Source organism: Streptomyces pallidus (ex Mingjun et al. 2026), from assembly GCF_051550185.1.
In the GTDB taxonomy this organism is placed as follows: Bacteria; Actinomycetota; Actinomycetes; order Streptomycetales; family Streptomycetaceae; genus Streptomyces.
Genome location: NZ_CP196181.1, coordinates 104,331 through 123,694 on the forward strand (window position 1 = coordinate 104,331; position 19,364 = coordinate 123,694).

Sequence of the window (19,364 nt, forward strand, 5' to 3'; positions counted from 1 at the left end):
CCGCGCCGACGCCGTCCGGGGTGCACCTGCTCACGGACAGGGTGTCAGGCGGGCGGCCTCCGTGCCGCGAACGCCGTCCGGCGAGTCACACCTGGCGGCTCCGTCCTGGAGCGGGCTCGGCGCGAAGACGCGTCGTGCCGTGCGATGTCCGCCTCGATCCGCCGGACCAGACGCGGTACCACGGCCGCCACCGCCGGGGTGATGCCCACGCCCACCGAGCGGTCCGTACCTTCGACCGCGTACACGACCAGACGGCCGGGACCGCGGCCGAGAGCGTCGCCGAGCTTCAGGGCCTCGGCCAGCCCCAGCCCGTGCGTACTGTGCCTCCCCGGGCCGGCCGGACTCGGGGCTCCCCCCGCTGCGGCATCCCACCGATGCGTCCGCCCCGGCTGCGCCGACGGAGGGAAGCAGGCATCGACGACGATCGTGAGCCCCGCCTTCTCCCAGAGGTCGAGCAACCGCCCGGGATCCCCGTCGCAGTGCGCGACCACGGTGCCGGGGGGCAGCGGCCGCTGCACCGCCCGCTGCCTCAGCAATGTGACGACAGCCCGTCCGACCCCGTCGTCCCGGCGGAATTCGTTGCCGATCCCAATGACCGCCGTGCCGCTGAACCCATTCACTGATCCCCGCTTCGGTCTTCGACGATCCGCCCCACGGTGGCAACGCCTCGCGCCCGCGTGGGACCACTGTGCCCGCGTGCCGGTCAGCAGGCTTTCCCTGTGTGGCGGAGAAGCCACGGATTGATGATCGGCCCGGGGCCGGTGGTCCGCACCCCGGATCGCGGGGCCCGGCGCGCGGATCGGCGTCTCCGCCGCCAGGTCGGACAGGGAGTCGAGGTGCGCACGGCCGGCCCCTCCTCCAAGAACCCCGCCAGCTTCTCCAGGCAGTACGGCGACAACCGACATCGCGATGCACTCGGTCCCCCGAGGCCAGAGCCGCAGACCCGCCGTTTCGCCACACCTGACGCCACCGATACGCCGACTTCCGGCTCACCCTCAGCCGCTGAGCAACCTCCCGCGGCTTGACTCTATGCGCGAACAACTCGGCCGCCTGAATCCGAACCGACTCACGGCGACCGCTGCCCCACTTGATCCGGGCGGGCCGCGACGCCCCCTTCCACGCTAGACTTGCAGAGTTATGCAATTTATTACTTCTAGCAAGAATGGACGGGGGTCGCGGTGTGGCCGGGTTCGAGAAAGCTGTGCTGGATCGGGTCCGTGTAGCGCGGGCTCGACTGGCGGCTGCGCAGGCCGACGATGACGCCTTCGAGGTGGCGCAGGCCTCCGAAGAGCTGGAGGACGCGCTGCGTCTGGCCCGCGACCACGGCGTCAGGGCTGACGAGGCGGACGGACGGTGACAGCGGCGATGCGGCCTTCTCAGCCGACGACCCGGTGATGGGGCGCCATCCGGGCGGGCAGCAGGCGGCGCAGGCGCGTCGTCATGTGTGGACCGTTCCGCTGGTGCCGGCCTCGGTACGCACCGCCAGGGAGCGGGCTGAGCGGTCGCTGGGGCTGCTCGGCGTGACGGCGGGTTCGTCGCTGGGCGGGGCCGTGCTGTTGGTGGTCAGCGAGCTGGTCGCCAACGCCGTCCGGCACGCCCGGAACTCCCCGGACGCCGAGATCACCCTCGCCATGAACGATCACCTTCTCGTGGTCGGTGTGGGGGATCTGGATCCGCGACCTTTGGCACTGGCGGGTCACCCCTCCGGGCAGGGGCTGCACACGGTGGCCGACCTCGCGCGTGAGTACGGCGGCGACGTCCGCGTCGAGCCCGCCGCCAACGGGCGCGGGAAGAGCGTCGTGGTCCGCTTCATCCTGCCGACCGGCACCCCATGACCGAATCCGACGAGATGGAGGACCCCGTGTACGAAATCACCTATCTGGGCGCGTCAAGGGGCCCTGTGACCTGCCAGGTGGCGGCCGGCGATGTGGCGGGCGTCATCGAGCAGGCCGGCCGCGACGGCGCGCGGGTCCTCATCCGGCCCTGCGCATCGCCCCGCGGCGAGCAGCAGAGTGCGGCCGGGACGAGCGAAGGACAGGAATCGTGACGGACAGCCGACGTAGGGAGGCCGCCGCGCCGGATCAGGAGCAGTGGAAGGAGAAGGGGGTCGCCCTACGTGCGTTCTTCTACATCTTCGGCACGCACGTGTTCGCCGGATTCGTGTACCTGCTGTTCTACCTGGGCCAGCACGCCCACAGGTGACCGAGCTGACGGAGAAGACCGCCGCCGCGCACGAGCAGTCCCTCGGAACGTACGGGGCCCCACGCGTTCACGCCGTTTCTCACCGCGATGGCGCCGGATGCGGTCGTCGCGAAGTGGCCCGGCTCATGCGACCGGCCGGGGGCGGTGCGGCACCGCAGACGCCGGCACCGCACCACGATCCCCGACCCGCACGCGGCCACCCGCCCCGACCTGGTGCTTCGCGAGTTCCGTCCTGACCCGGCTCCGGTCGACACCCCCTGGTGCGATGACATCACCTACATCGCCACCGACGAGGGCTGGCTCCACCTGGCCACCGTCATCGACATTGCCTCCCGCCGTGTCGCCGGCTGGCCACCGCCGAACATCTGCGAACCGATCTGGTTGCCGATGCCCTGCGAGCCGCCTGCCGCACCCACCGCCCGGCCGGCCGGCCCGGTGAGGCCTCGACCACCACACCGACGGTGTCCGTCACGACGGAACAAGCTCGGCACAGGGTCAGTTCCCTCACCCATGCCGGGTGGAGCGTGGTGGTCACCGGTGTCGCCTCACTCGTGAGCCACCCCGTGGTCTCAGGGCACCGCCTGACAGCCGACGGGCCGTGACCGGGTCCGGCCCGACGCCGCGAAGCAGGGAAAGCGGCCGTCACCCGGTGTCAGAAGCGCCGGGTGAACCCGGGCCACGGGAGACGGCCGCCGTTCAGGGGCGCGCCGGCTCCTGGGACCGACTGGCGCGCAGGTCGGCCAGGAGTTCGGCCTGGCCTTCAAGGACACCGGAGAGGATGCCGCGGGCCACGCGGAGGAGCTCGGCGACGTCGGGGCTGGTGAGCCGGTAGTACACGTTGGAGCCTTCGCGGCGGGTGGCGACGAGGTTGGCCTTGCGGAGCACCGCGAGCTGCTGGGACAGGGAGGCGGCCTCGATGCCGACCTCGGGCAGCAGTTCCGCCACCGCGTGCTCGCGCTCGCTGAGGAGTTCCAGAACGCGGATACGGGCCGGGTGGCCGAGCGTTTTGAAGAACTCGGCCTTGAGCTGGTAGAGCGGGGTGCTCACCTGCGCATTCCCGCTGCCGTCCTTGACCGTGCTCTTGTGTGTGCGTGGCACCTCATCCACCCAAACTCCTCGTGCGGGCCCCGGGATAGGGGTCCCTGCCGACATGCTGTGACCTCCACAATTGCAGATTCCTGCAACTGGTGGACACCCGCCTGGCTCGATCGGGGCGATCGGCCAGTGCTACGGGCAGTCCGGCATCCGGCCGGCGTGCGGGCGGGCGGTCAGGCCTTCCTGAGGAACTGGGTCTTGAGGACGAGTCCCCTGACCTTCTTGGCGTTGCACTCGATCTCGCCGGGCCGGGAGGTAACGCGGATGTTTCTTGACCAGGGTGCCGCGCTTGGGGGACTCGGAGGTGCCCTCGACCTTGAGGTCCTTGATCAGGGTGCCCGAGTCTCCGTCCACGAGCGGGGTGCCGTTGGAGTCCTTGACGATGATGTCGCTCACGGTGCCGTCCTCCGTGCCGGTAGTGCTGTGAGGGCCGGGGTCAGTGCAGGGTGGCCGCGGCGGTCGGCCAGTTGCCGGTGCGCCAGTGCTTGCCGACCCGCTCGACCGGCCGGTGGGCAGCCAGCGCCGCGGGCAGGTCGGCGTGGACGGGGATGTCGGGGCAGGTCGCGTCGGGGACGAGGGAGCCGTCGGCGGGAATCGCGGCGAGTTCCAGGCTGCGGCCGTGCTCGGCGAGCAGGCGGGCGGCCTGGGCGACGGCCGACTGGCCGTCGGCCGACCAGCCCAGCAGCCGGGTCAGGTCCAGGACCACCGGGCCGGTGCCGCGGGCCAGGGCCCAGCCGACGGCTCCGGTGAACCGTCCGGTCGACTCCGCGCCCAGGTATCCGGCCAGGGACAGAACCCCCAGGTGTTCGTGGGCGGCGTACTGCCACTCGATCGTCATGCTCGCTTCCTCGGCTTTCACAGGGGCAGGGTGATCCAGATGCTCTTGCCGCACCCGTCCGCATCCGGGCGCACGACAGCAGTGCCGCCCAGCTCCATAGTCATCCCGACCACGGTGGCCAGCCCGCCGCCGGGAGCTGCGGAAATCGATCCGTAGAGGGCGGGCTGGTAGGGGTGACGGTCGTGGACTGCGAATGCGAAGGCGCCCCGGCCGTGGGCGTAGGTGACGGTGACCGTCGGCGAGTGGTCCGCGGCATGGCGGACGGCGTTGGTGACCAGCTCCGCCACGATCAGCAGCGCCGGTCCGACGCTCGGATGCCCAGGGTCCACGCCACAGTCGATCAGCACGTCTTCCGTGGTCTGCCGGGCCAGGCGCACGGCCGCACCGGCCGCAGGCAGCGTCAGCACGTGCCGGTAGGGCAGCGCCTCCGTCTGGACGCTCACCGGCCCACTCCCTCAGGGGTGCGGGCCAGGCGAAACCCGGACACGGACTGCGGGTGCAAGCGCAGCACGGTGTCGTGCGGCCCGAGGGCCCAGCCGGCCAACGTGCGCCGGTAGTGGGCCGCCTCGTCAGGGTCGGTGATGAGGGCGGCCGGGCCGTGGGCGGTCACTGTCCAGCCGGTACGCGCCGCGCTGTGGATCTCGTCCACGTGGTAGGTCAGCACCGGCCTGCCGGTGACCGCCGCAGCCTGGACAGGTGCCCGGACCGTCAGGCGGCCGTACTCCATCACGTGTGTGGCCGGGCGTACGACGGCCTGCTCGCGCTGGGTGTAGACCAAGCGGCCCTGGCCGGAGCCTTCCAGCAGCCACAGGGCCTCGGTGCCGGAGACTTCGAACATCGAGCGGTCGGCGGGGACGGTCATCGCGGCGCCTTTCGGGTCCGGTGCAAGTGGTGCGGGCTGTGCGGGTGCGACAGAAGCCCGGCCCGTTCCAGGTACGTGCGGGCCCCGGCGATCGCTTCGGGGGTGGTCGCGTACGCGCGGCCCTCGCTCTGGAGCAGGGCCAGCGCGCCAACGGATTCCAGGGCCTGGCGCTGTCCCGTGCGGATGCCGGAGGCCATGACCGCGATCCCGCGCCGATTGAGCTTCTGCACCGCGTCCTTCAGCACCAGGGCGCCGGTCGCGTCCATCGTGGTGACCCGCGACATGCGCAGGATCACCACCCGCACGTCGGCGACCTCGGACAGCTCCAGCAGGAAGCGGTGGGCGCCGGCGAAGAAGACCGGTCCGTCGATGCGGTAGGCGACGATGTGCTCGGTCAGGAGGGCGTGCTCCTCGTCACTGTGCTCGCCGGGCAGATCGGGACGGAAGTCGACCTGGTCCATCCGGGCCTGGACGGCCACCGCCCGCAGGGCCAGCGCACCCGCGACGGCAAGGCCGATGATCACCGCGTAGACGAGGTCGAGCACAAGCGTGGCCACGGCGGTCAGGACGAGCACCACCGCGTCGGAACGGGTGGCCTTGGCCACCGCCCGCAAGGAACCGACCTCGACCATCCGTACGGCGGTCGCCAGCAGCACGCCGGCAAGCGCGGCGAGCGGGATCTTCGCAACCAGTGGGGCAGCGGCGAACACGATCACCGCGAGCACCGCGGCATGCGTCAGCGCTGCCAGCCGCGAAGACGCTCCCATGCGGACATTGACCGCCGTCCGGGCTATCGCCGCGGTCGCCGGGACGCCGCCGAACAGCGGGGCCGCCAGGTTGGCGATGCCCTGCCCGAACAGCTCCTTGTCCGGATCATGCCTCTGCCCGACCGTCATCCCGTCCGCGACCGTCGCCGACAGCAAAGACTCCAGCGCCGCCAGCGCCGTGACCGCCACCGCCGGAGCCAGCAGCGACCCGACCGCCGTGACGTCGAGGAACGCCAGGGACGGCGCGGGCAGACCGGACGGCAGGTCACCGATCGGCGCCGCACCCGGCAGGTCGAATACCTGGACCAGCACGGTAGCGGCGATCACCGCGACAATCGAGAACGGAACCGTCGGCCGCCAGCGGGCACCCAGCAGCATCACCGCCGCCACACCGGCAGAAAGCCCGACCGCGGTCCAGTTCGGGGACGCCACGAACCCCGTCAGAGCCCGCCAGGCGACCAGCAGGACGTTCTCCCCCTCGGGCTTGTCCACTCCCAACGCGCTCGGGATCTGCTGGAGGCCGATGACGCAGGCGATACCAAGGGTGAAGCCCTCCACCACCGGTACCGGCACATAGCTCATGTACCGGCCGGCCCGCAGCAGGGCCAAGCCGACCAGCAGCACACCGGCCATCAACCCGACCGTGAGCACACCGCCCGGCCCGTACTGCGCCACGATCGGCACCAGCACCACCGTCATCGCCCCGGTCGGTCCCGACACCTGAAGATTGGACCCGCCCAACAGGGCCGCCAGAGCGCCTGCTGCGACCGCGGTGGCAAGACCCGACTGCGCACCGAGCCCCGAAGAAACACCGAAGCCGAGTGCCAGCGGCAGGGCGACGATCGCGACCGTCAGCCCCGCCAGCAGGTCACGGCGCGGAGCACGGCCCATCACCGCGAAATCGGTCCGGGTAGGCAACAAGGCCCGCACCCGGCGTGCCGCCTGGATCAGAAACGGGTTCACGGGGCCTGGACCCCCGACTCGCGCAGCTCCGCCAGCAGCTCAGTCCGCCCCGCCAGCACCTCCGTCAGGATCTTGCGCGCGGCGAGCAGCAGCGCCGTCGCCTCCCTTCCGGCCAGCTCGTACACGACCGTCGAGCCGTCCCGGGTCGAGACGACGATCCCGGACCGGCGCAGAGCTGCCAGCTGCTGCGACAACGCCGACGGCTCGACCTCGATCGCCGCCAGCAGCCCACGCACCGGCAGCGGCCCGCTCTGGAGCAGCTCCAGCACCCGTATCCGCACCGGATGCCCCAGCATGCGAAAGAAATCGGCCTTCGCCTGATACAGGGGGACCGCCACCGTTTCGCACCCTTCTGCTCCAGGAAACGTCAGGCGTTGTGCCCGCGGCTACCTGTGGACACAACGGTTACATCATCTATGCAATTGCAGATATTTGCAATTCATGACGTACCCGTCGACCCGGAGCAGCGCGCCGCACTCGAGGCCGGGGCTACCCGGCCCCTGTTCGTCCTCCGGGGGCGGCACGGCGGACTGGAGGCGGGCGGCTTCCTCGCGGGCAACGTCGTCGGCGTGGCAGGTGCGGCACACGGTCAGGTCCCCTGCCGTCCAGGCGCCGCCGCGCGCGGTGGTCTCCTCCCAGCGTCGGTCGGTGAACTTCTGCCCGCACCGCCGGCACGCGGGGCGCTGCGCCTCCCGCTTGGCGGTCTACCAGGTCCTCGATGCCCTGCAGAACCCGACGAAGCACTACCGGGGTGGCGCGGGCCGCGGCGAAGCCGACGACCGCGTTCCGGTTCGTGTTCGACACAACGAGTGAGTTGGTCGATACCGACACCGGCGACGTCACCGGCCCAAAGGGGAAGTCGTCGACGGTAGGGGCGGTCTCGTGCAGGGGGACGACCAGGCAACTCGGAATCCGGTTCGCGTGCGCGGCCGTACTCAGGTCGGTCGGTTTTCGTACTCATCGCGCTCAGGGATTTGCCCGCTCTAGCTGGCGGGCTGCCGCTCGTCACCTCGCCTCCCGGTCCCCACGTCCGGGCCGAACTTCGCACCAGTGGCGGTGTGTGCGACCGCTGTTAGCCTGCGCTCATGATCAAGGGAACATCGCCCGGCCGAATGGCCCACATAGCGGGGGACCACAGGTCAGAGCGTGTACTGATCCTGGCCAGTTTCGTGAACCGAGTCGGCAACGGGCTCTTCAACACGGTGTCGGCGCTCTACTTCACGTTGGTCGTGGACCTACCGGCGGTGCAGGTCGGTGCCGCCCTCACCGTCGCCGGCCTGATCGGCCTGCTCGCGGGGATACCAGGAGGCCACCTGGCCGATCGACGTGGGCCGCGCACGATCATGATTCTCGCCTTGACCGTTCAAGCAGGGGCGATGTCCGCTCTCGTGTTCGTCGAGAGCTGGGCTGCCCTCACGGTCATCGCCACCGTTGACCAGCTAGCCGCAGCCGCTGGTGGCGCAGCCTGGGGAGCCCTCGTGGTCCGGGTCGGTACTGACCGCCCAGCGCTGTTCAGGGCGAAGCTCCGTGCATACGTCAATTTGGGCGTCGTCCTGGGAACCGTGGGCGCCGGATGTGCGGTTGCAGCGAATACTCGTACCGCCTACGGCGTTCTGGTCCTCGGAAATGCGGCCAGCTTCGCACTGTGTGCCCTCCTGCTGTTCCTGCTCCCCAACTACAAGGCGGTGGCGTCACCGTCGCAGCAGCGCCGCTGGATCGCTGTCACCGACCGTCCGTTCGTGACCTTCACAGCGCTCTACGGTGCGATGGGGCTGCAATACCCGACGGTGTCCCTGCTCCTGCCGATCTGGATCTCGGAGCACACCGACGCACCGCGTTGGACCGTGGCCGCGGTATCCGCGATCAATTCCGGAGTCTGCGTCCTGTTGCAGACCAGAATCGGATCCCGCATCGAAACCCCTCGCGACGGCGGCAGAGGGTTCCGCACGGCAGGGCTGCTCTTCCTCCTCAGCTGTCCGATGATGGCCCTGAGTGCGCACGCTCCCGTGTGGGCGGCCGCCGGCCTCGTGGTCGCAGCGATCTTCGTCCACAGCCTCGGGGAGATATGGGAGTCCTCGGCCGGCTTCGCCCTTGGTTTCGGCCTGGCACCGGACCATGCCCAAGGCCAGTACCAAGGACTTCTCGGGCTCAGCTTCAGCGCAGGCCAGGCGCTCGCCCCCGCCGTCCTCACCACCGCCGTGCTCGGACTGGGCACGGCCGGCTGGCTGCTCCTCGGCGTGTTCTTCGCCGCTGTGGGCGCCGCCGGCCCATCGGTTGAACGCTGGGGCACACGAACCCGAGCTCGACAGGAAGCTGTCGCTGCGCAACCCAGCGGAGAACCCGACGAGGCACACGCATAGCCGCGGGGTGCCGCTCGTCATCCACCTCCTCCTCTCGGGGCAGAGCCTCGAAGTCGTCGAGCACACCTACGACTTGCTGCTCATCGCTCCGGTCGACGCCCGCGCCGTAGAAGGCGGGCATCGCCTCGCGCTGGCTGCTGGGCGGGTGTGTCGAGGGCAGTCCGACGTTGAGTTCAGACGCAACGTCAGACCGCGGGGCGGGCGGATCCCACGCCGTCTCTTCCTCGGTCGCGCATCGCCAGGTGGATCTGGGGACCGGCTTCCTCGGTGACGACTGCGGCGGCCTCGCACGACGAGCACGCCCTCTCGCCGTCCGGGTCCAGGGATCTCAAAACACCGTCCTGGCGGCGGTCCTCGTGGTGACGCTCGCGCAGGTCTTCCGCGGGCTCCTGGGCGCTGATGCCGTCGCGCGCGGACGGGGCGTGGGCGCCCCCGGCGGCCGTCACGGCGCGGCGCCGGCGGCGGCCTGCTCACGGACCGGTCTGCGTTTGCCAAGCGCCCGGACGAGCCTTCAGGCTGGGAGGAGAGTCCTGTCGCTCGGGGAAACTCCAGCGGAGGACAGCCGATGAACGAGCGATCCTCACAGCATGAACGACCACGGCCACGGCCGCCGGACGCCGACCCTGGCACCACCCTGCGATTCGATGCCGTCGTCCAGCTCGTCGGAGGCACGCGTGAACGGCAGCGACGTGGTGTACGGCGGCCGTACGTGGAAGGCCGAAGAGGTCAAGGTCATCCTTGAGAGCCTCGTCCATGGGGCCACGCACCCACCCAGACCGTCGACCCGACGCAGCAGTTCACGGGTCTGCCCAGTGCCACCTGCATGCCGATCGGTGTACCGGACTACCAGGAGTACATGACGCCGAGGGACCTGCGTCGTTTCCAGACGGTCGCACAGCGCGTCGTCGACGCGATCACGGCCGTGCGCGGGCGTGTCTACACCCCGCAGACCGGTTTCGGGTTGTACGGGACCACCGGTACGCAGAGCGACTACGCGTACAGCCGCCACATCGCGTCCCCGACGCTGCACAAGACCTACGGCTTCACCCTCGAGACGGGACCCTGGGTCGGCACCCCCGAGGACTCCTTCCACCCGGCGGATCGGCGAGCTCGGCAAGCTGACCGAGTCGCCCGACGCACGCGCTGACCTCACGGCCGCCGGCACAGAGCTGGACCGCCTGCGGGGGCTGACCTCGGCTGAGGTGGTACGCAGGCTCAGGCGCCGCAGCCCGGAGCGGTGACGGAGCGCCCGTACGGCCCGAGGCGGCCGGACCGCTGACTGAGCTGCCCGAGGTTCCCGCGCGTCCGGGGGGGGTGTCTCTATGTCCTTCGTCAAGGGTGCGGTGCCGGGTTTGGGTTGTTTGGGGTGGTTATGCGGCGAGGGTGACGGTGGGGGGTCGGGATTCGTAGAAGGTGCCGTCGCGGAGCATGGCGAAGAGGACGCTGATGCGTTGGCGGGCGAGTCGGAGGAGGGCTTGGGTGTGGGTTTTGCCGCGTGCTCGTTGCCGGTCGTAGTAGGTGCGTGAGGCGGGGTCGGCGTTCATGCAGGCGAAGGCGGAGAGGAACATGGCGCGTTTGAGCTGCCGGTTTCCGCCTCTGGGTGCGTGTTCGCCGTGGATCGAGGTCCCTGACGACCTGGTGGTGGGGGCGAGGCCGGCGTAGGAGGCGAGGTGGCTGGCGGTGGGGAAGCCGGTCCCGTCGCCGACGGTGACCAGCAGGACGGCGGCGGTCCTGACTCCGACTCCGGGCATCGAGGTCAGGACCGGGTGAAGAGGGTGGGCCTCCAGCAGGGTGTTGATCTGGGTTTCCAGGGCTCGGCGCTGTTCGTGGACCGCGGCGAGCGCGCGGGCCAGCGAGGGGATGACCACGTCGAGGGTGCCCGTGCCGGGGACGACGACGGTCTGTTCGTCGAGGGCGTTGAAGATGTCGTCGATCAGCCTGTCGGCCATGCGCGGGGCCTTGGGCCGGATTACCTCGACGAGTCTGCGGCGGCCGGCCTTGCGCAGTGCGGCCGGGGATCCGTAGCGCTCCAGGAGCCAGGTGACGGCGGGGTGGTCCAGTCGCGGTCCGAGCACGCGCTCCAGCGACGGGTGGAACTGGGTGAGCAGGCCGCGTATCCGGTTGCTGGTGCGGGTGGCCTCGGCGGCGAGGTCCTGGTCGAAGCCGGTCAGGACGGTCAGCTCGGCGGTGATCTCGTCGGTCAGCTCCAGTGAACGCAGGGTGTGGGGCATGGTGCGGGCCGCGTCCGCGATCACCGCCGCGTCCTTCGCGTCGGTCTTCGCCTCCCCCGGATACAGGTCGGCGATCCGCCGCATCGCCAGTCCGGGCAGATAGGCGACCTCGCAGCCGGCGTCGCGGGCGACGGTCAGCGGGAGAGCCCCGATCGAGGCGGGCTGGTCCACGATCACCAGGACGCTGCCGAACTTGGCTTTGAGCTTGTCGAAGACGGCCCGCAGCTTCGGTTCGCTGTTGGGCATCGGCTTGTCGAAGACCTTCTTCCCGGCCGGGGTGAGCCCGTGGCCGTGGTGGGCGGTCTTGCCGACGTCCATCCCGAGGAAGACGCCTATGCCTTCGGTGTCTAACATCGCAACCTTCCGCAGGTGTTGACCGTGCCGGCCTCGGCGGTGGCACCGTGCTCGCGCATCCACGTTATGCAGACCTGCCGCCCACGTATCTGCCCGGCATTGCGCCGGACCGGACGGTGGCCGGGTCTCTCATCAGCGTCTCCGACGGCACCTGCCGGGCCCGGCGACACCACCCCCCAGGTCATCCGTTCGACAGAGGGGACACAGTCATACCGGGCCCGGAGGCCAGCGGCCCCATTGCAGGACCGCGAAAAACATAACGGGGGGGGGGACCAGGGCTACCTCCAAGCCGACGGATCACGTCGTGCCACCGCGACCATGCCACTGGGCTTCCTCGCTCTGGAACCCGAGCCGTGGGGTGCACCGCTTCTGCCCAGTGCCGAGCCCCGCCCGGTCTTCACCGGCGGCTCCTGTCTCGGGGACCCGGACGATGTCGACGGGTTCTTGGTGTCCGCTGGCACTCGCAACTCAGTGGTTCTGCCCCCCGACGACGCCCGCGGCCTTCGGGAAGACACTGACTGTCCCAGGCACTGCAGCGGATGCTGCGGTCTTCACGGCCAGGCAGGCATGAACCGCCAGTGCGCCTGCGGGGCGCACGTGGGCACACTCATCAACGACTGCATCACCGCGTACGAGCTGCCCATGGAACCCAGCCAGGTGCACTTGATCACGGATTGACCCCCAGGCTCGCAACGCTGACGTCAGTTGTCGTCGCGGCGCCATCGATACCGCCACGCCACGTCGAGGCAGGCCATTTCCTCGTCGCGGAAGCCGGGCCGCGGTTGGCCCAGACGGTCTGCCCCTTCCACGCACCGCTCGTCGTCGTGGAGTGCGAGACCGTACACGGCCACAAGCTGAACCCGGCGCTCCGGGTGGTCAAGGAGGGCCGCCATGGCGTCCGTCAGCGCGGGATCACCGTTTCTGACCTCGCCGGCTTTGCGGCAGGCCGTGATCCGTACGTCTGTATCAGGGTCGGTCATCAGCGTCAGGAGTGCCTCACGAGCCTCGCCGGACAGGTAGGTGGAGTCCAAGCGCGTACCGAGCCCGGCGGCCACCGCCTGGCGGACGCCACCGTCGTGGTGGCCGACGTGCGCCAGGAGGGCCGCTTCGGCACGCGGTCCGGCGTACGAATCAAGTCCGTACAGCACCGTTGCGAGGACAGCGGTGTCCGTCTCCACGGCCGACCAGTCGGTGAGGGCGTCCACGGCGAGGACGCAGAACTCTTCCTCGTGGCTGTCAGCGAAGAGCTCGATCAGCCGTATCAGCTCGGCACCGAACAACCGGCGAGACGGGTCCGCATCAGCACGCAAGGTCTCGGCGGCCGCCCAGGTCTCCCGCTCACGTCGGTGAGCCAGCACGATCGCGGCCCGTCCCCACACCGTGTGGTCCTGGTCACGGTCCAGAGCGCGTGCGATGAGCTCCTCGCACGAGGCACGGATACCGAGCAATTCCTCCAGGTCTGTGAGGATCGCCCCGTGCCCGTCCCGCACGGTCATTGCGCCGATAGTGAGTTCGCCAACTGTGTAGTACTCATCGTCCTGGACCCTGGTACGGACAAGCTCCTCCTGGGAGCCGGCGCGGCGCCGCAGTTCGGCTTCGGTCCCCGCCTCGTGCCAGCTTCGCGCGAGATCCCGCATCTCCAGCAGCTCGGACGCCGGGTACCTGTCCCGGATGCGGTGATCCAGAAGGGCCCCGACCAGCGCGGGCGAACCCGAATCAACTGCCTCGCGCAGGGACAGCAGCTCCTCCGGCGCGCACCGGCTGGCATCGGCCCCACCCATGAGCAGCAGGTCAGCGATGCCCCCGTGGAACGCCTGGACAGCCACACCGAACGCCGTTGCCCGCTCGTCGTAGTCCCCGTCCTCTTCCAAAAGCCGCTTCACCAGGAGCATGTCCCCCGCACGAACCGCGGCGATCAGAGGAGGTTCCGCCGAATCGCTCGCACGCCCACTCAAATCCATGACTCCGCTCCCCCGCCGTGTTCCCGCAGCTCAGTCTAGGTCTGCCCATCCATCCCGCCTGCGCGTGCCCGTGCCGAACTCAGGATCAGCACCTGAGCACCTTCAATTCGGCCCTGAAGCGGTTCAGCGCCGGCATCGGCGGTCCTGCGGGGCAGCTGCTCGTGCGGCTGGCGGGGCGTGGCCGAGTGCATGCTCGAACCGCCCTCCCCACGACGAGCCTCTCCACGAGGCGGCCTGAACCTGTCGGGCCGATCGCGGACTACGACGCGCACCTGTCGGTGATCCCGGACTCGGCCGTCCAACTTCCCGAGCAGCTCACCGGGCTCCTCGCCGAACTCGTCCGCCGGCTCGACGGCCTGGCGGCCGTAGAGTCGCTGATCACGTTGAAGGCCCTCGCCGGCCTGCGGCCATGGCCACCTCGCGGAGCGGGGCAGGGGCGTGGCCCCTGCCCGGGGCCTGCGGGGCGGGAGGATGTGACGGAGCTCCCGTGCCGCCGGGAGTTGCACGGCCCCCAGCACGACCGGAGCAAGGCGCTCTCCAAGGTGCCGTGACGGAGGAAGTGGGGCGCGGACAGCGGTCCGCGCCCCACTTCATTCGTGTTCGGCTGCAGTGCCGACGGGATTTGAACCCGCGAGACAGCTGGGGGCAGGTCCGCCCCGTCCCCGTCAGTCGCCGTGGGCGGGACCTCGCCCACGGCGATCGCATTGGACCGCTCTGCCACGGCTCCGCAACCTACGGGAATGCGCGCACCCCCGCTCCGGCCAAGAGTACGGACATCGTTCTCCGCGCACGAATCCTTATCAGCTCATACCGTTTCGGTGGGTCGAATGCCGTGCGGTGAGGCAGGGGCCGTTGGCGGATGTGCGACATCCCACGAGTTCCTGAGCACCTGCTGAACCGCGTTGGCGTGTGGCCAGGGCCCGTGCCGCATGGCAGCCAGCCATGACGGCCAACCCAACGCCCATGACGATCAGCGGCAGAACATGACACGCGGTGTCCAGATGGGCCGCGAGGCAGGACAGCCAGCGGCGGACATCACCCACGGGATAAGGCCGGCGCGCGCGTGGAGGGCGGTGGCAGCGGAGACGAAGCGGGCCAGCAGGTATTCGTCAAGGCCGGCTGGGGTGGCGTGGCACGGCAGGTCGGCGGGGTCCCCGTCGCGGGCGTAGACGGTGGCGGCCAGGCACAGCCGCCACGGCGTGGACAAGGTCGTGGCCAGCGCGCCAGTCGGGTCACCCTCCAGCGCCTCCAGCGCCCGGGGTCGGGGGCGCGCTGCCGCAGGCAGGCGCGGGCGGTAGGAGGGGTGGCGGGGTCAATGTCGATACGCGCGGCGTCGTGCAGCCGCACCCGGCGGCCCAGCGCCTCGGAGTGGCGGGTGCGGCAGGTCAAGATCACCGGACCGGCCGCGCGGCCGTTCTGGTAGGTGTTGAGCGCCTCCAAGGCCGCCCGGGCACGCGGGGCGTCGGGGGAGGGGGCTCCGCCGGGCGCGGTGGGGTCCATCTCGTCCAAGCCGTCCAGCACCGGCAGCACGAGGCGCTGGCGGGCGAGTTCCTCGACCATCTTGGCCGGGTGGTCGTAGGGGAGCCATGAGGCGGGAGACGAACCACTCCAGGAGGGGAACGGTGGTGTCCCACTCGGCCGGCGAGAGGCGCACTGGGACCGGGTCCCCCTCCTCCCGCCCCTCGATCAGCGCGCTTGCCGCCACCGCTAGAACGCCCACCGTCCCCAGCAACACCCGCCAATGCCGGCGCCTGCGGCCTCCGAGCTTTGCCATCCTTAGATCATGACCGTTCCGGTGTTCCCCGGAAGTGAGCCATGTCGGAAGGCCTGGAGGTGGAGGCCGTGGCCCCGGGACTGCGGTAGGGGTGGTGAAACAGATACGCGTAGCGGCGGTTCACCCGAACCCACCGACACGGTCCCGGGAATCCCAGCGATGGGCTTTGGGTTCCCGCGGAGCCCCTCGGGTTCTCCGGAACCAAAGGGAAACACGAGGGTTGATACTGGTGGGCTCTCGCAATCAACTGTCGCCGGTTCCCCGAGGAACCCAGCCATCTGGTGACCGATTGTGGTCGCCAGTGGCGTATCGGCTCCAGGTCGCACCGGCCTCGTTGCGGAGCCGGGTGGTGGTCTTGTCGTGGTAGCCGAGAGCGTCCGCCGCGAAGGTGCGGGATTCGGTACGGGGCGGGAGGACGGCTGCGGACGACGGGTGTTAACTTCCTTCGCGTGGAGCACCAGGACGAGACCAGGGCGGCCTACGACGGGGTCGTCGAGCTGTATGCGTCGATGTTCGCTGATCGGCTGGAGACGCAGCCGTTCTCGCGAAACATGATCGGCATCTTTGCCGAGCTGGTGCGGGGGACGGGGAACCTGCGGGCAGCCGATGTCGGCTGCGGGCCCGGACATCTGACGGCAATGCTGCATGACCTGGGCCTGGACGCCTTCGGGCTTGACCTCTCCCCAGCCATGGTCGACCACGCCCGGCGGGTCCATCCGGCGCTGCAGTTCGACGAGGCGCGGATGGAGGCCCTGCCAGTCGAGGACGGCGCGCTCGGGGGCGTGCTGGCCCATTACTCAATGATCCACACCCCTCCTGGGGAACTACCCGCGCTGCTCGCCGAGCAGGCACGTGTCCTGGCACCAGGGGGCCTGCTCCTGGCCTCGTTCTTCGCGACCGACGGGCCCGAGCCGGTCCGCTTCGACCACAAGGTGACGCCCGCCTATAGCTGGCCGGCGGACCGGTTCGCCGAGCTGCTGGCCCTGGCCGGGCTCGTCCCGTTCGCCCGGCTGCTCCACGACCCGGCCTCTGAGCGGGGATTCCTCGACGCCCACTTGCTCGCCCGCCTCCGCTAGAGCATGGCCATCTACTGATGTGCTCGCGCATTCAACTGTCGCCAGGTCCCCGTGGAGCCCAGCCTGCTGGTGATCGTGTGTGATCTCCAGCGGCGTATCGGCTCCACGTTCCGCCGGTCTCGTTGAGCAGGCGAGTGGTGGTCTTGTTGTGGTAGCCGAGAGCGTCCGCGACGACCGGGGCGGGCATCCCCAGGACTTGCTGGCGGATCGCTGCGGTCCGGGCGGCGGTTGTGGGAATGCCGAGGCTGTTGAGCTGGTGTCGGCCCGACGGCATGTGGTGAGGGTCAGATCGTGAGCTCTGAGCCAGTTCAGGAAGGCTGTCGCGTGTTTGACCTGGCCCGTGGCGTATGTCTGGCTGCCCGGTATGAGAGGTCTGCGGCCGGCGGCAGTCCGGAGTTTCGGCAGGACGTTCCAGGTCGCGAACCGGCGGATGATCTGGGCATGTTCGGGCTCGGTGGTAACGGCGAGGTGGCCGACCAGCCAGCTCTCGAACAGGCAGAGCCGCTTGTCGACGGCGGGGAGGACACCGCAGGCCATGAGGAGTTCGCGCAGGTGGGCGGCGGCCCGCCAGGGCTGGAGAGTGTGAAACGCCTCGTGGGTCAGCTCGATCTCGCCCCGGCCCAGACGCCGCAGCAGGTCGTCAGGGGCGCTGATCTTGCCCTTGCGCATGTGGAGCCCGTTCAGGATGGATACCGGGTTGTCTGCGTTGAGGAGCGACTCGGCGAGTGGGAGGAGCGCGGGCCGGATGCGGCCGGTGCCGTCGTCGAGGAGTTCACCAAGTCTGTCGGTGAGGGTGCAGCGGGTGCAGAGCCGGCCGCCGTGCAGCTTGCCCTCCCGCTCGCAACGGGAGCAGCGGTAGGACATCATGAAGCCCGCGCAGTCCGGGCAGATCAGAGCCCCGTCGTCGGGCCGTAGTCCGGGCAGGACACGCTCGTCGCCGCAGGCTGGACACTGACCACGGACGCGCAGGGCCTTGTCGTGGCAGGTGCGGCAGACGTGACCGTCGGGCCAGCGGGCGGCGAACCAGCCGTGCCGTTCGCAGCGGGCACAGGTCCGTTTGTGCCAGCGATCACGCTCTTCGGGTGTCTTGTAGGCGGGGCTCATGCGTCGGGCAGGATACGGGCCGGGCGTGGCCGCAGCTTCGCGATGTTGTCGACAGGCGGTGCGGGCAGGTCGCCGGTGGCGGTCTTGCGGACACCGGCGTTCTCGGCGGTGGTGGCCACCAGGTCGGCCGGGGTGCAGGACAGGATGTCGCAGAGCGCGGCCATGACCTGCAACGACAGGCGTTCGGGGGTGCCGGAGACCAGACGGTGGACCTGGGAGGCGGACAGGTCGATGCCGCGTTCGCGCAGCAGCGGGATCAGTTCGGTGGCTGTGAAGATCTGGTGCTGGGCCATGACCTCGCGCAGCCGCCAGGTGTAGCCGACCTTGCGTTTCATGCTTGCCTCCCGGTCTGGGTCTGGAGGGCCGCGGCGATTGCGGAGTCCAGATGCCGCCGCAGGGTGCGGGTGCGGAAGTCCGAGGACACGCAGGTGTAGAGCGAGGTGGTGCTGGCGTGCTCGTGGCCGACCTGTTCCTGGACGAAGCGCGGGTCCCAGCCGTCCTCGATCAGGTGGGTGACGTAGGACCTGCGGAAGGAGTGGAAGTCGAGTCCGTCGTTCAGGCCCAGGGTCTTGCGGTAGGCGATGAAGCGGGAGTTGAGCCGCTGGCATCCGATCCGCATACCGCGTTCGGAGGGCCAGGCCGCCGGGTTGTTGTCGGTGCCGAACAGCGGGCGGACCTCGGTGAACCACTCGTCCAGGACGTCCGGGGCCCAGTCCCAAACGGTCAGCACCCCGCGGCGTTTGGGCGGCGAGCCCTTCTTGGCCTTGCCGAACCGGACCTGGCACCGTCCATACTCGCCGAACTCGCCTCCGTGCGGGTTGCGGCCGAAGTCGGCGGCGTCGAGCATCCGCGTCTCGTTGCGCCGCAGTCCGTATGCGTAGGCGGTCTTGAACAGGGTCGCGTCGCGGAAGGCGGGCAGCCAGCCCTTGCGGCCGAAGGCCCGGATGCGGGCGACCTCATCGTCGCAGTGCGCGGAGAACGCGTGCAGCTCGGCCTTGGTGAAGGCGCGCTTCTTGGCGTCCGCCTCGTTGTCCTGGACGTGCACCGCGGTGTTCCACTCATGCACTACCTGCACCGGATGGGTGCCGAACCGCTCTTCGCAGGTCGCCGTCCACTCGTAGAGCGGGTCGGTGAGGAAGTGGCAGAACGCTCGAACCGCCTCGGAGTACGAGCGGATCGTCGAGCGCTTCAGGTCCCGCAGTGAGCGCAGGTCACCGAGCCACTCGTCGACCATCGCCGGCGTCCACTGCCAGGGGTAAGTGTTCACGTAGGCGGCGAACGCCTTGACCGTGTTCTCCCGGCCCTCCACCGTCGTCCGGGCCAGATTCCGCGCGAGCTGCTGGTTGGCGAAGCCGCCCAACATCGCGGTGAACACCTGCTCTTCCGGTCGCAGCAGGGCGACCCCATCCGCCAGGTGCAGCTTTGCCGCCCCCGGCGCCGTATTGAACCTCACCGGCTACCACTCTCCGTCACTCGCATTTGATGCGAGAAAACCGCATCGGGCGCGAGTCGGAGCTGAAACCGCAGGCCATCCATCCCAACGGGTGACAGTCGCTCGCCGCCACCCCTCGCCAACCGCTACGGTCACTGGGCACCCAGACGCCTGATACCGCTGATCAGCGGCATCAGCCCCACGTCACCCGGCCGCGATGCACATACCGTCGCCAGTTCGCATCCGATGCAATTGGCGGCACTTGGAACATCCATGTCAGATCGTGCGCTAAGCCGCCATCGGCCCTGGTGCGCGGCTGACAGGGCGTCGACAGCAGGAACCGCG

At 69.8% G+C, this 19,364-nt stretch carries 23 protein-coding genes and 1 pseudogene; 8 read left to right on the plus strand and 16 right to left on the minus strand.

The genetic code is table 11. The features are described 5' to 3' along the window. Window positions 1–44 precede the first annotated feature (44 nt). From ACSHWO_RS00505 to ACSHWO_RS00515, 3 genes and pseudogenes are all read right to left on the minus strand, one after another. The gene (locus ACSHWO_RS00505; RefSeq protein WP_438309550.1) at window positions 45–905 is read right to left on the minus strand and encodes a hydrogenase maturation protease; all 861 of its coding nucleotides are present in this window, start codon (window positions 903–905) and stop codon (window positions 45–47) included. Next, window positions 803–1,092, minus strand: a pseudogene (locus tag ACSHWO_RS00510) (helix-turn-helix domain-containing protein); the annotation flags it as partial. The pseudogene ACSHWO_RS00510 and the gene ACSHWO_RS00505, both read right to left, overlap by 103 nt. Before the next feature lie 61 nt (window positions 1,093–1,153). Further along, window positions 1,154–1,324, minus strand: a complete 171-nt coding sequence (locus ACSHWO_RS00515; RefSeq protein WP_438309551.1) for a hypothetical protein — start codon at window positions 1,322–1,324, stop codon at window positions 1,154–1,156. Between the two features lie 70 nt (window positions 1,325–1,394). Here ACSHWO_RS00515 and ACSHWO_RS00520 point away from each other — a divergent pair, with 70 nt between their 5' ends. From ACSHWO_RS00520 to ACSHWO_RS00535, 4 genes are read left to right on the plus strand one after another with little or no spacing between them, the layout of a single operon-like run. Next, on the plus strand, window positions 1,395–1,835 hold the full coding sequence (locus ACSHWO_RS00520) for an ATP-binding protein (protein ID WP_438309553.1): 441 nt from the start codon (window positions 1,395–1,397) through the stop codon (window positions 1,833–1,835). Then, entirely contained in the window at window positions 1,832–2,047 is a 216-nt protein-coding gene (locus ACSHWO_RS00525) for a hypothetical protein (protein WP_438309554.1), read from the plus strand. Before ACSHWO_RS00520 ends, ACSHWO_RS00525 begins: the two co-directional genes overlap by 4 nt. After that, window positions 2,044–2,202, plus strand: coding sequence for a DUF6126 family protein (locus ACSHWO_RS00530; RefSeq protein WP_438309555.1), 159 nt, complete (start codon window positions 2,044–2,046; stop codon window positions 2,200–2,202). The genes ACSHWO_RS00525 and ACSHWO_RS00530 overlap by 4 nt, the downstream gene beginning before the upstream one ends. Continuing rightward, complete coding sequence (locus ACSHWO_RS00535) at window positions 2,199–2,438, plus strand: transposase (RefSeq protein WP_438309556.1); 240 nt, start codon at window positions 2,199–2,201, stop codon at window positions 2,436–2,438. Before ACSHWO_RS00530 ends, ACSHWO_RS00535 begins: the two co-directional genes overlap by 4 nt. Before the next feature lie 460 nt (window positions 2,439–2,898). Here the strand turns inward: ACSHWO_RS00535 and ACSHWO_RS00540 are convergent, their stop codons facing one another. The 7 genes from ACSHWO_RS00540 to ACSHWO_RS00570 form a co-directional block, all read right to left on the minus strand. Next, window positions 2,899–3,249: an ArsR/SmtB family transcription factor gene (locus tag ACSHWO_RS00540; RefSeq protein WP_438318817.1), complete on the minus strand. Its 351-nt coding sequence runs from the start codon at window positions 3,247–3,249 to the stop codon at window positions 2,899–2,901. 180 nt (window positions 3,250–3,429) lie between these two features. Continuing rightward, the gene (locus ACSHWO_RS00545) at window positions 3,430–3,693 is read right to left on the minus strand and encodes a PhnA domain-containing protein (RefSeq protein WP_438309557.1); all 264 of its coding nucleotides are present in this window, start codon (window positions 3,691–3,693) and stop codon (window positions 3,430–3,432) included. Between the two features lie 40 nt (window positions 3,694–3,733). Beyond that, complete coding sequence (locus ACSHWO_RS00550; protein WP_438309558.1) at window positions 3,734–4,135, minus strand: STAS domain-containing protein; 402 nt, start codon at window positions 4,133–4,135, stop codon at window positions 3,734–3,736. 17 nt (window positions 4,136–4,152) lie between these two features. Continuing rightward, the gene (locus ACSHWO_RS00555) at window positions 4,153–4,578 is read right to left on the minus strand and encodes an ATP-binding protein (protein ID WP_438309559.1); all 426 of its coding nucleotides are present in this window, start codon (window positions 4,576–4,578) and stop codon (window positions 4,153–4,155) included. Then, entirely contained in the window at window positions 4,575–4,997 is a 423-nt protein-coding gene (locus ACSHWO_RS00560) for a pyridoxamine 5'-phosphate oxidase family protein (RefSeq protein WP_438309560.1), read from the minus strand. Before ACSHWO_RS00560 ends, ACSHWO_RS00555 begins: the two co-directional genes overlap by 4 nt. Beyond that, a complete protein-coding gene (locus ACSHWO_RS00565) occupies window positions 4,994–6,655 on the minus strand; it encodes a SulP family inorganic anion transporter (RefSeq protein WP_438318820.1) in 1,662 nt (553 codons plus the stop codon). Before ACSHWO_RS00565 ends, ACSHWO_RS00560 begins: the two co-directional genes overlap by 4 nt. A 68-nt stretch (window positions 6,656–6,723) precedes the next feature. Beyond that, window positions 6,724–7,065, minus strand: a complete 342-nt coding sequence (locus ACSHWO_RS00570; protein ID WP_438309561.1) for an ArsR/SmtB family transcription factor — start codon at window positions 7,063–7,065, stop codon at window positions 6,724–6,726. Window positions 7,066–7,812: 747 nt separating this feature from the next. On the opposite strand from ACSHWO_RS00570, the gene ACSHWO_RS00575 reads away from it, so the two are divergent. After that, window positions 7,813–9,087, plus strand: coding sequence for an MFS transporter (locus tag ACSHWO_RS00575; RefSeq protein WP_438309562.1), 1,275 nt, complete (start codon window positions 7,813–7,815; stop codon window positions 9,085–9,087). A 185-nt stretch (window positions 9,088–9,272) separates the two neighbouring features. On the opposite strand, the gene ACSHWO_RS00580 is transcribed toward ACSHWO_RS00575, so the two are convergent. Together ACSHWO_RS00580 and ACSHWO_RS00585 are read right to left on the minus strand one after the other, a co-directional pair. Then, a complete protein-coding gene (locus tag ACSHWO_RS00580; RefSeq protein WP_438309563.1) occupies window positions 9,273–9,533 on the minus strand; it encodes a hypothetical protein in 261 nt (86 codons plus the stop codon). Window positions 9,534–9,667: 134 nt separating this feature from the next. Continuing rightward, the gene (locus tag ACSHWO_RS00585; protein WP_438309564.1) at window positions 9,668–9,823 is read right to left on the minus strand and encodes a hypothetical protein; all 156 of its coding nucleotides are present in this window, start codon (window positions 9,821–9,823) and stop codon (window positions 9,668–9,670) included. An 87-nt stretch (window positions 9,824–9,910) separates the two neighbouring features. Between ACSHWO_RS00585 and ACSHWO_RS00590 the strand changes: the two genes are divergently transcribed. Continuing rightward, window positions 9,911–10,234 (plus strand): hypothetical protein, encoded by a 324-nt coding sequence (locus ACSHWO_RS00590; RefSeq protein ID WP_438309566.1) that lies wholly within the window; start codon window positions 9,911–9,913, stop codon window positions 10,232–10,234. 223 nt (window positions 10,235–10,457) lie between these two features. On the opposite strand, the gene ACSHWO_RS00595 is transcribed toward ACSHWO_RS00590, so the two are convergent. Continuing rightward, window positions 10,458–11,672 carry an IS110 family transposase gene (locus tag ACSHWO_RS00595; protein ID WP_438309567.1) on the minus strand — a complete coding sequence of 405 codons (1,215 nt, stop codon included), beginning with the start codon at window positions 11,670–11,672 and terminating at the stop codon, window positions 10,458–10,460. Between the two features lie 701 nt (window positions 11,673–12,373). Beyond that, the gene (locus tag ACSHWO_RS00600; protein WP_438309568.1) at window positions 12,374–13,633 is read right to left on the minus strand and encodes a HEAT repeat domain-containing protein; all 1,260 of its coding nucleotides are present in this window, start codon (window positions 13,631–13,633) and stop codon (window positions 12,374–12,376) included. A gap of 2,283 nt (window positions 13,634–15,916) precedes the next feature. Here ACSHWO_RS00600 and ACSHWO_RS00605 point away from each other — a divergent pair. Both ACSHWO_RS00605 and ACSHWO_RS00610 read left to right on the plus strand, forming a co-directional pair. After that, window positions 15,917–16,483: a class I SAM-dependent methyltransferase gene (locus ACSHWO_RS00605; RefSeq protein WP_438318823.1), complete on the plus strand. Its 567-nt coding sequence runs from the start codon at window positions 15,917–15,919 to the stop codon at window positions 16,481–16,483. A gap of 441 nt (window positions 16,484–16,924) precedes the next feature. Next, complete coding sequence (locus tag ACSHWO_RS00610) at window positions 16,925–17,398, plus strand: hypothetical protein (protein WP_438309569.1); 474 nt, start codon at window positions 16,925–16,927, stop codon at window positions 17,396–17,398. Window positions 17,399–17,583: 185 nt separating this feature from the next. On the opposite strand, the gene ACSHWO_RS00615 is transcribed toward ACSHWO_RS00610, so the two are convergent. Continuing rightward, window positions 17,584–17,922 (minus strand): helix-turn-helix domain-containing protein, encoded by a 339-nt coding sequence (locus ACSHWO_RS00615; protein WP_179175689.1) that lies wholly within the window; start codon window positions 17,920–17,922, stop codon window positions 17,584–17,586. Then, window positions 17,919–19,040, minus strand: a complete 1,122-nt coding sequence (locus tag ACSHWO_RS00620; RefSeq protein ID WP_438309570.1) for a tyrosine-type recombinase/integrase — start codon at window positions 19,038–19,040, stop codon at window positions 17,919–17,921. Before ACSHWO_RS00620 ends, ACSHWO_RS00615 begins: the two co-directional genes overlap by 4 nt. Window positions 19,041–19,364 lie beyond the last annotated feature (324 nt).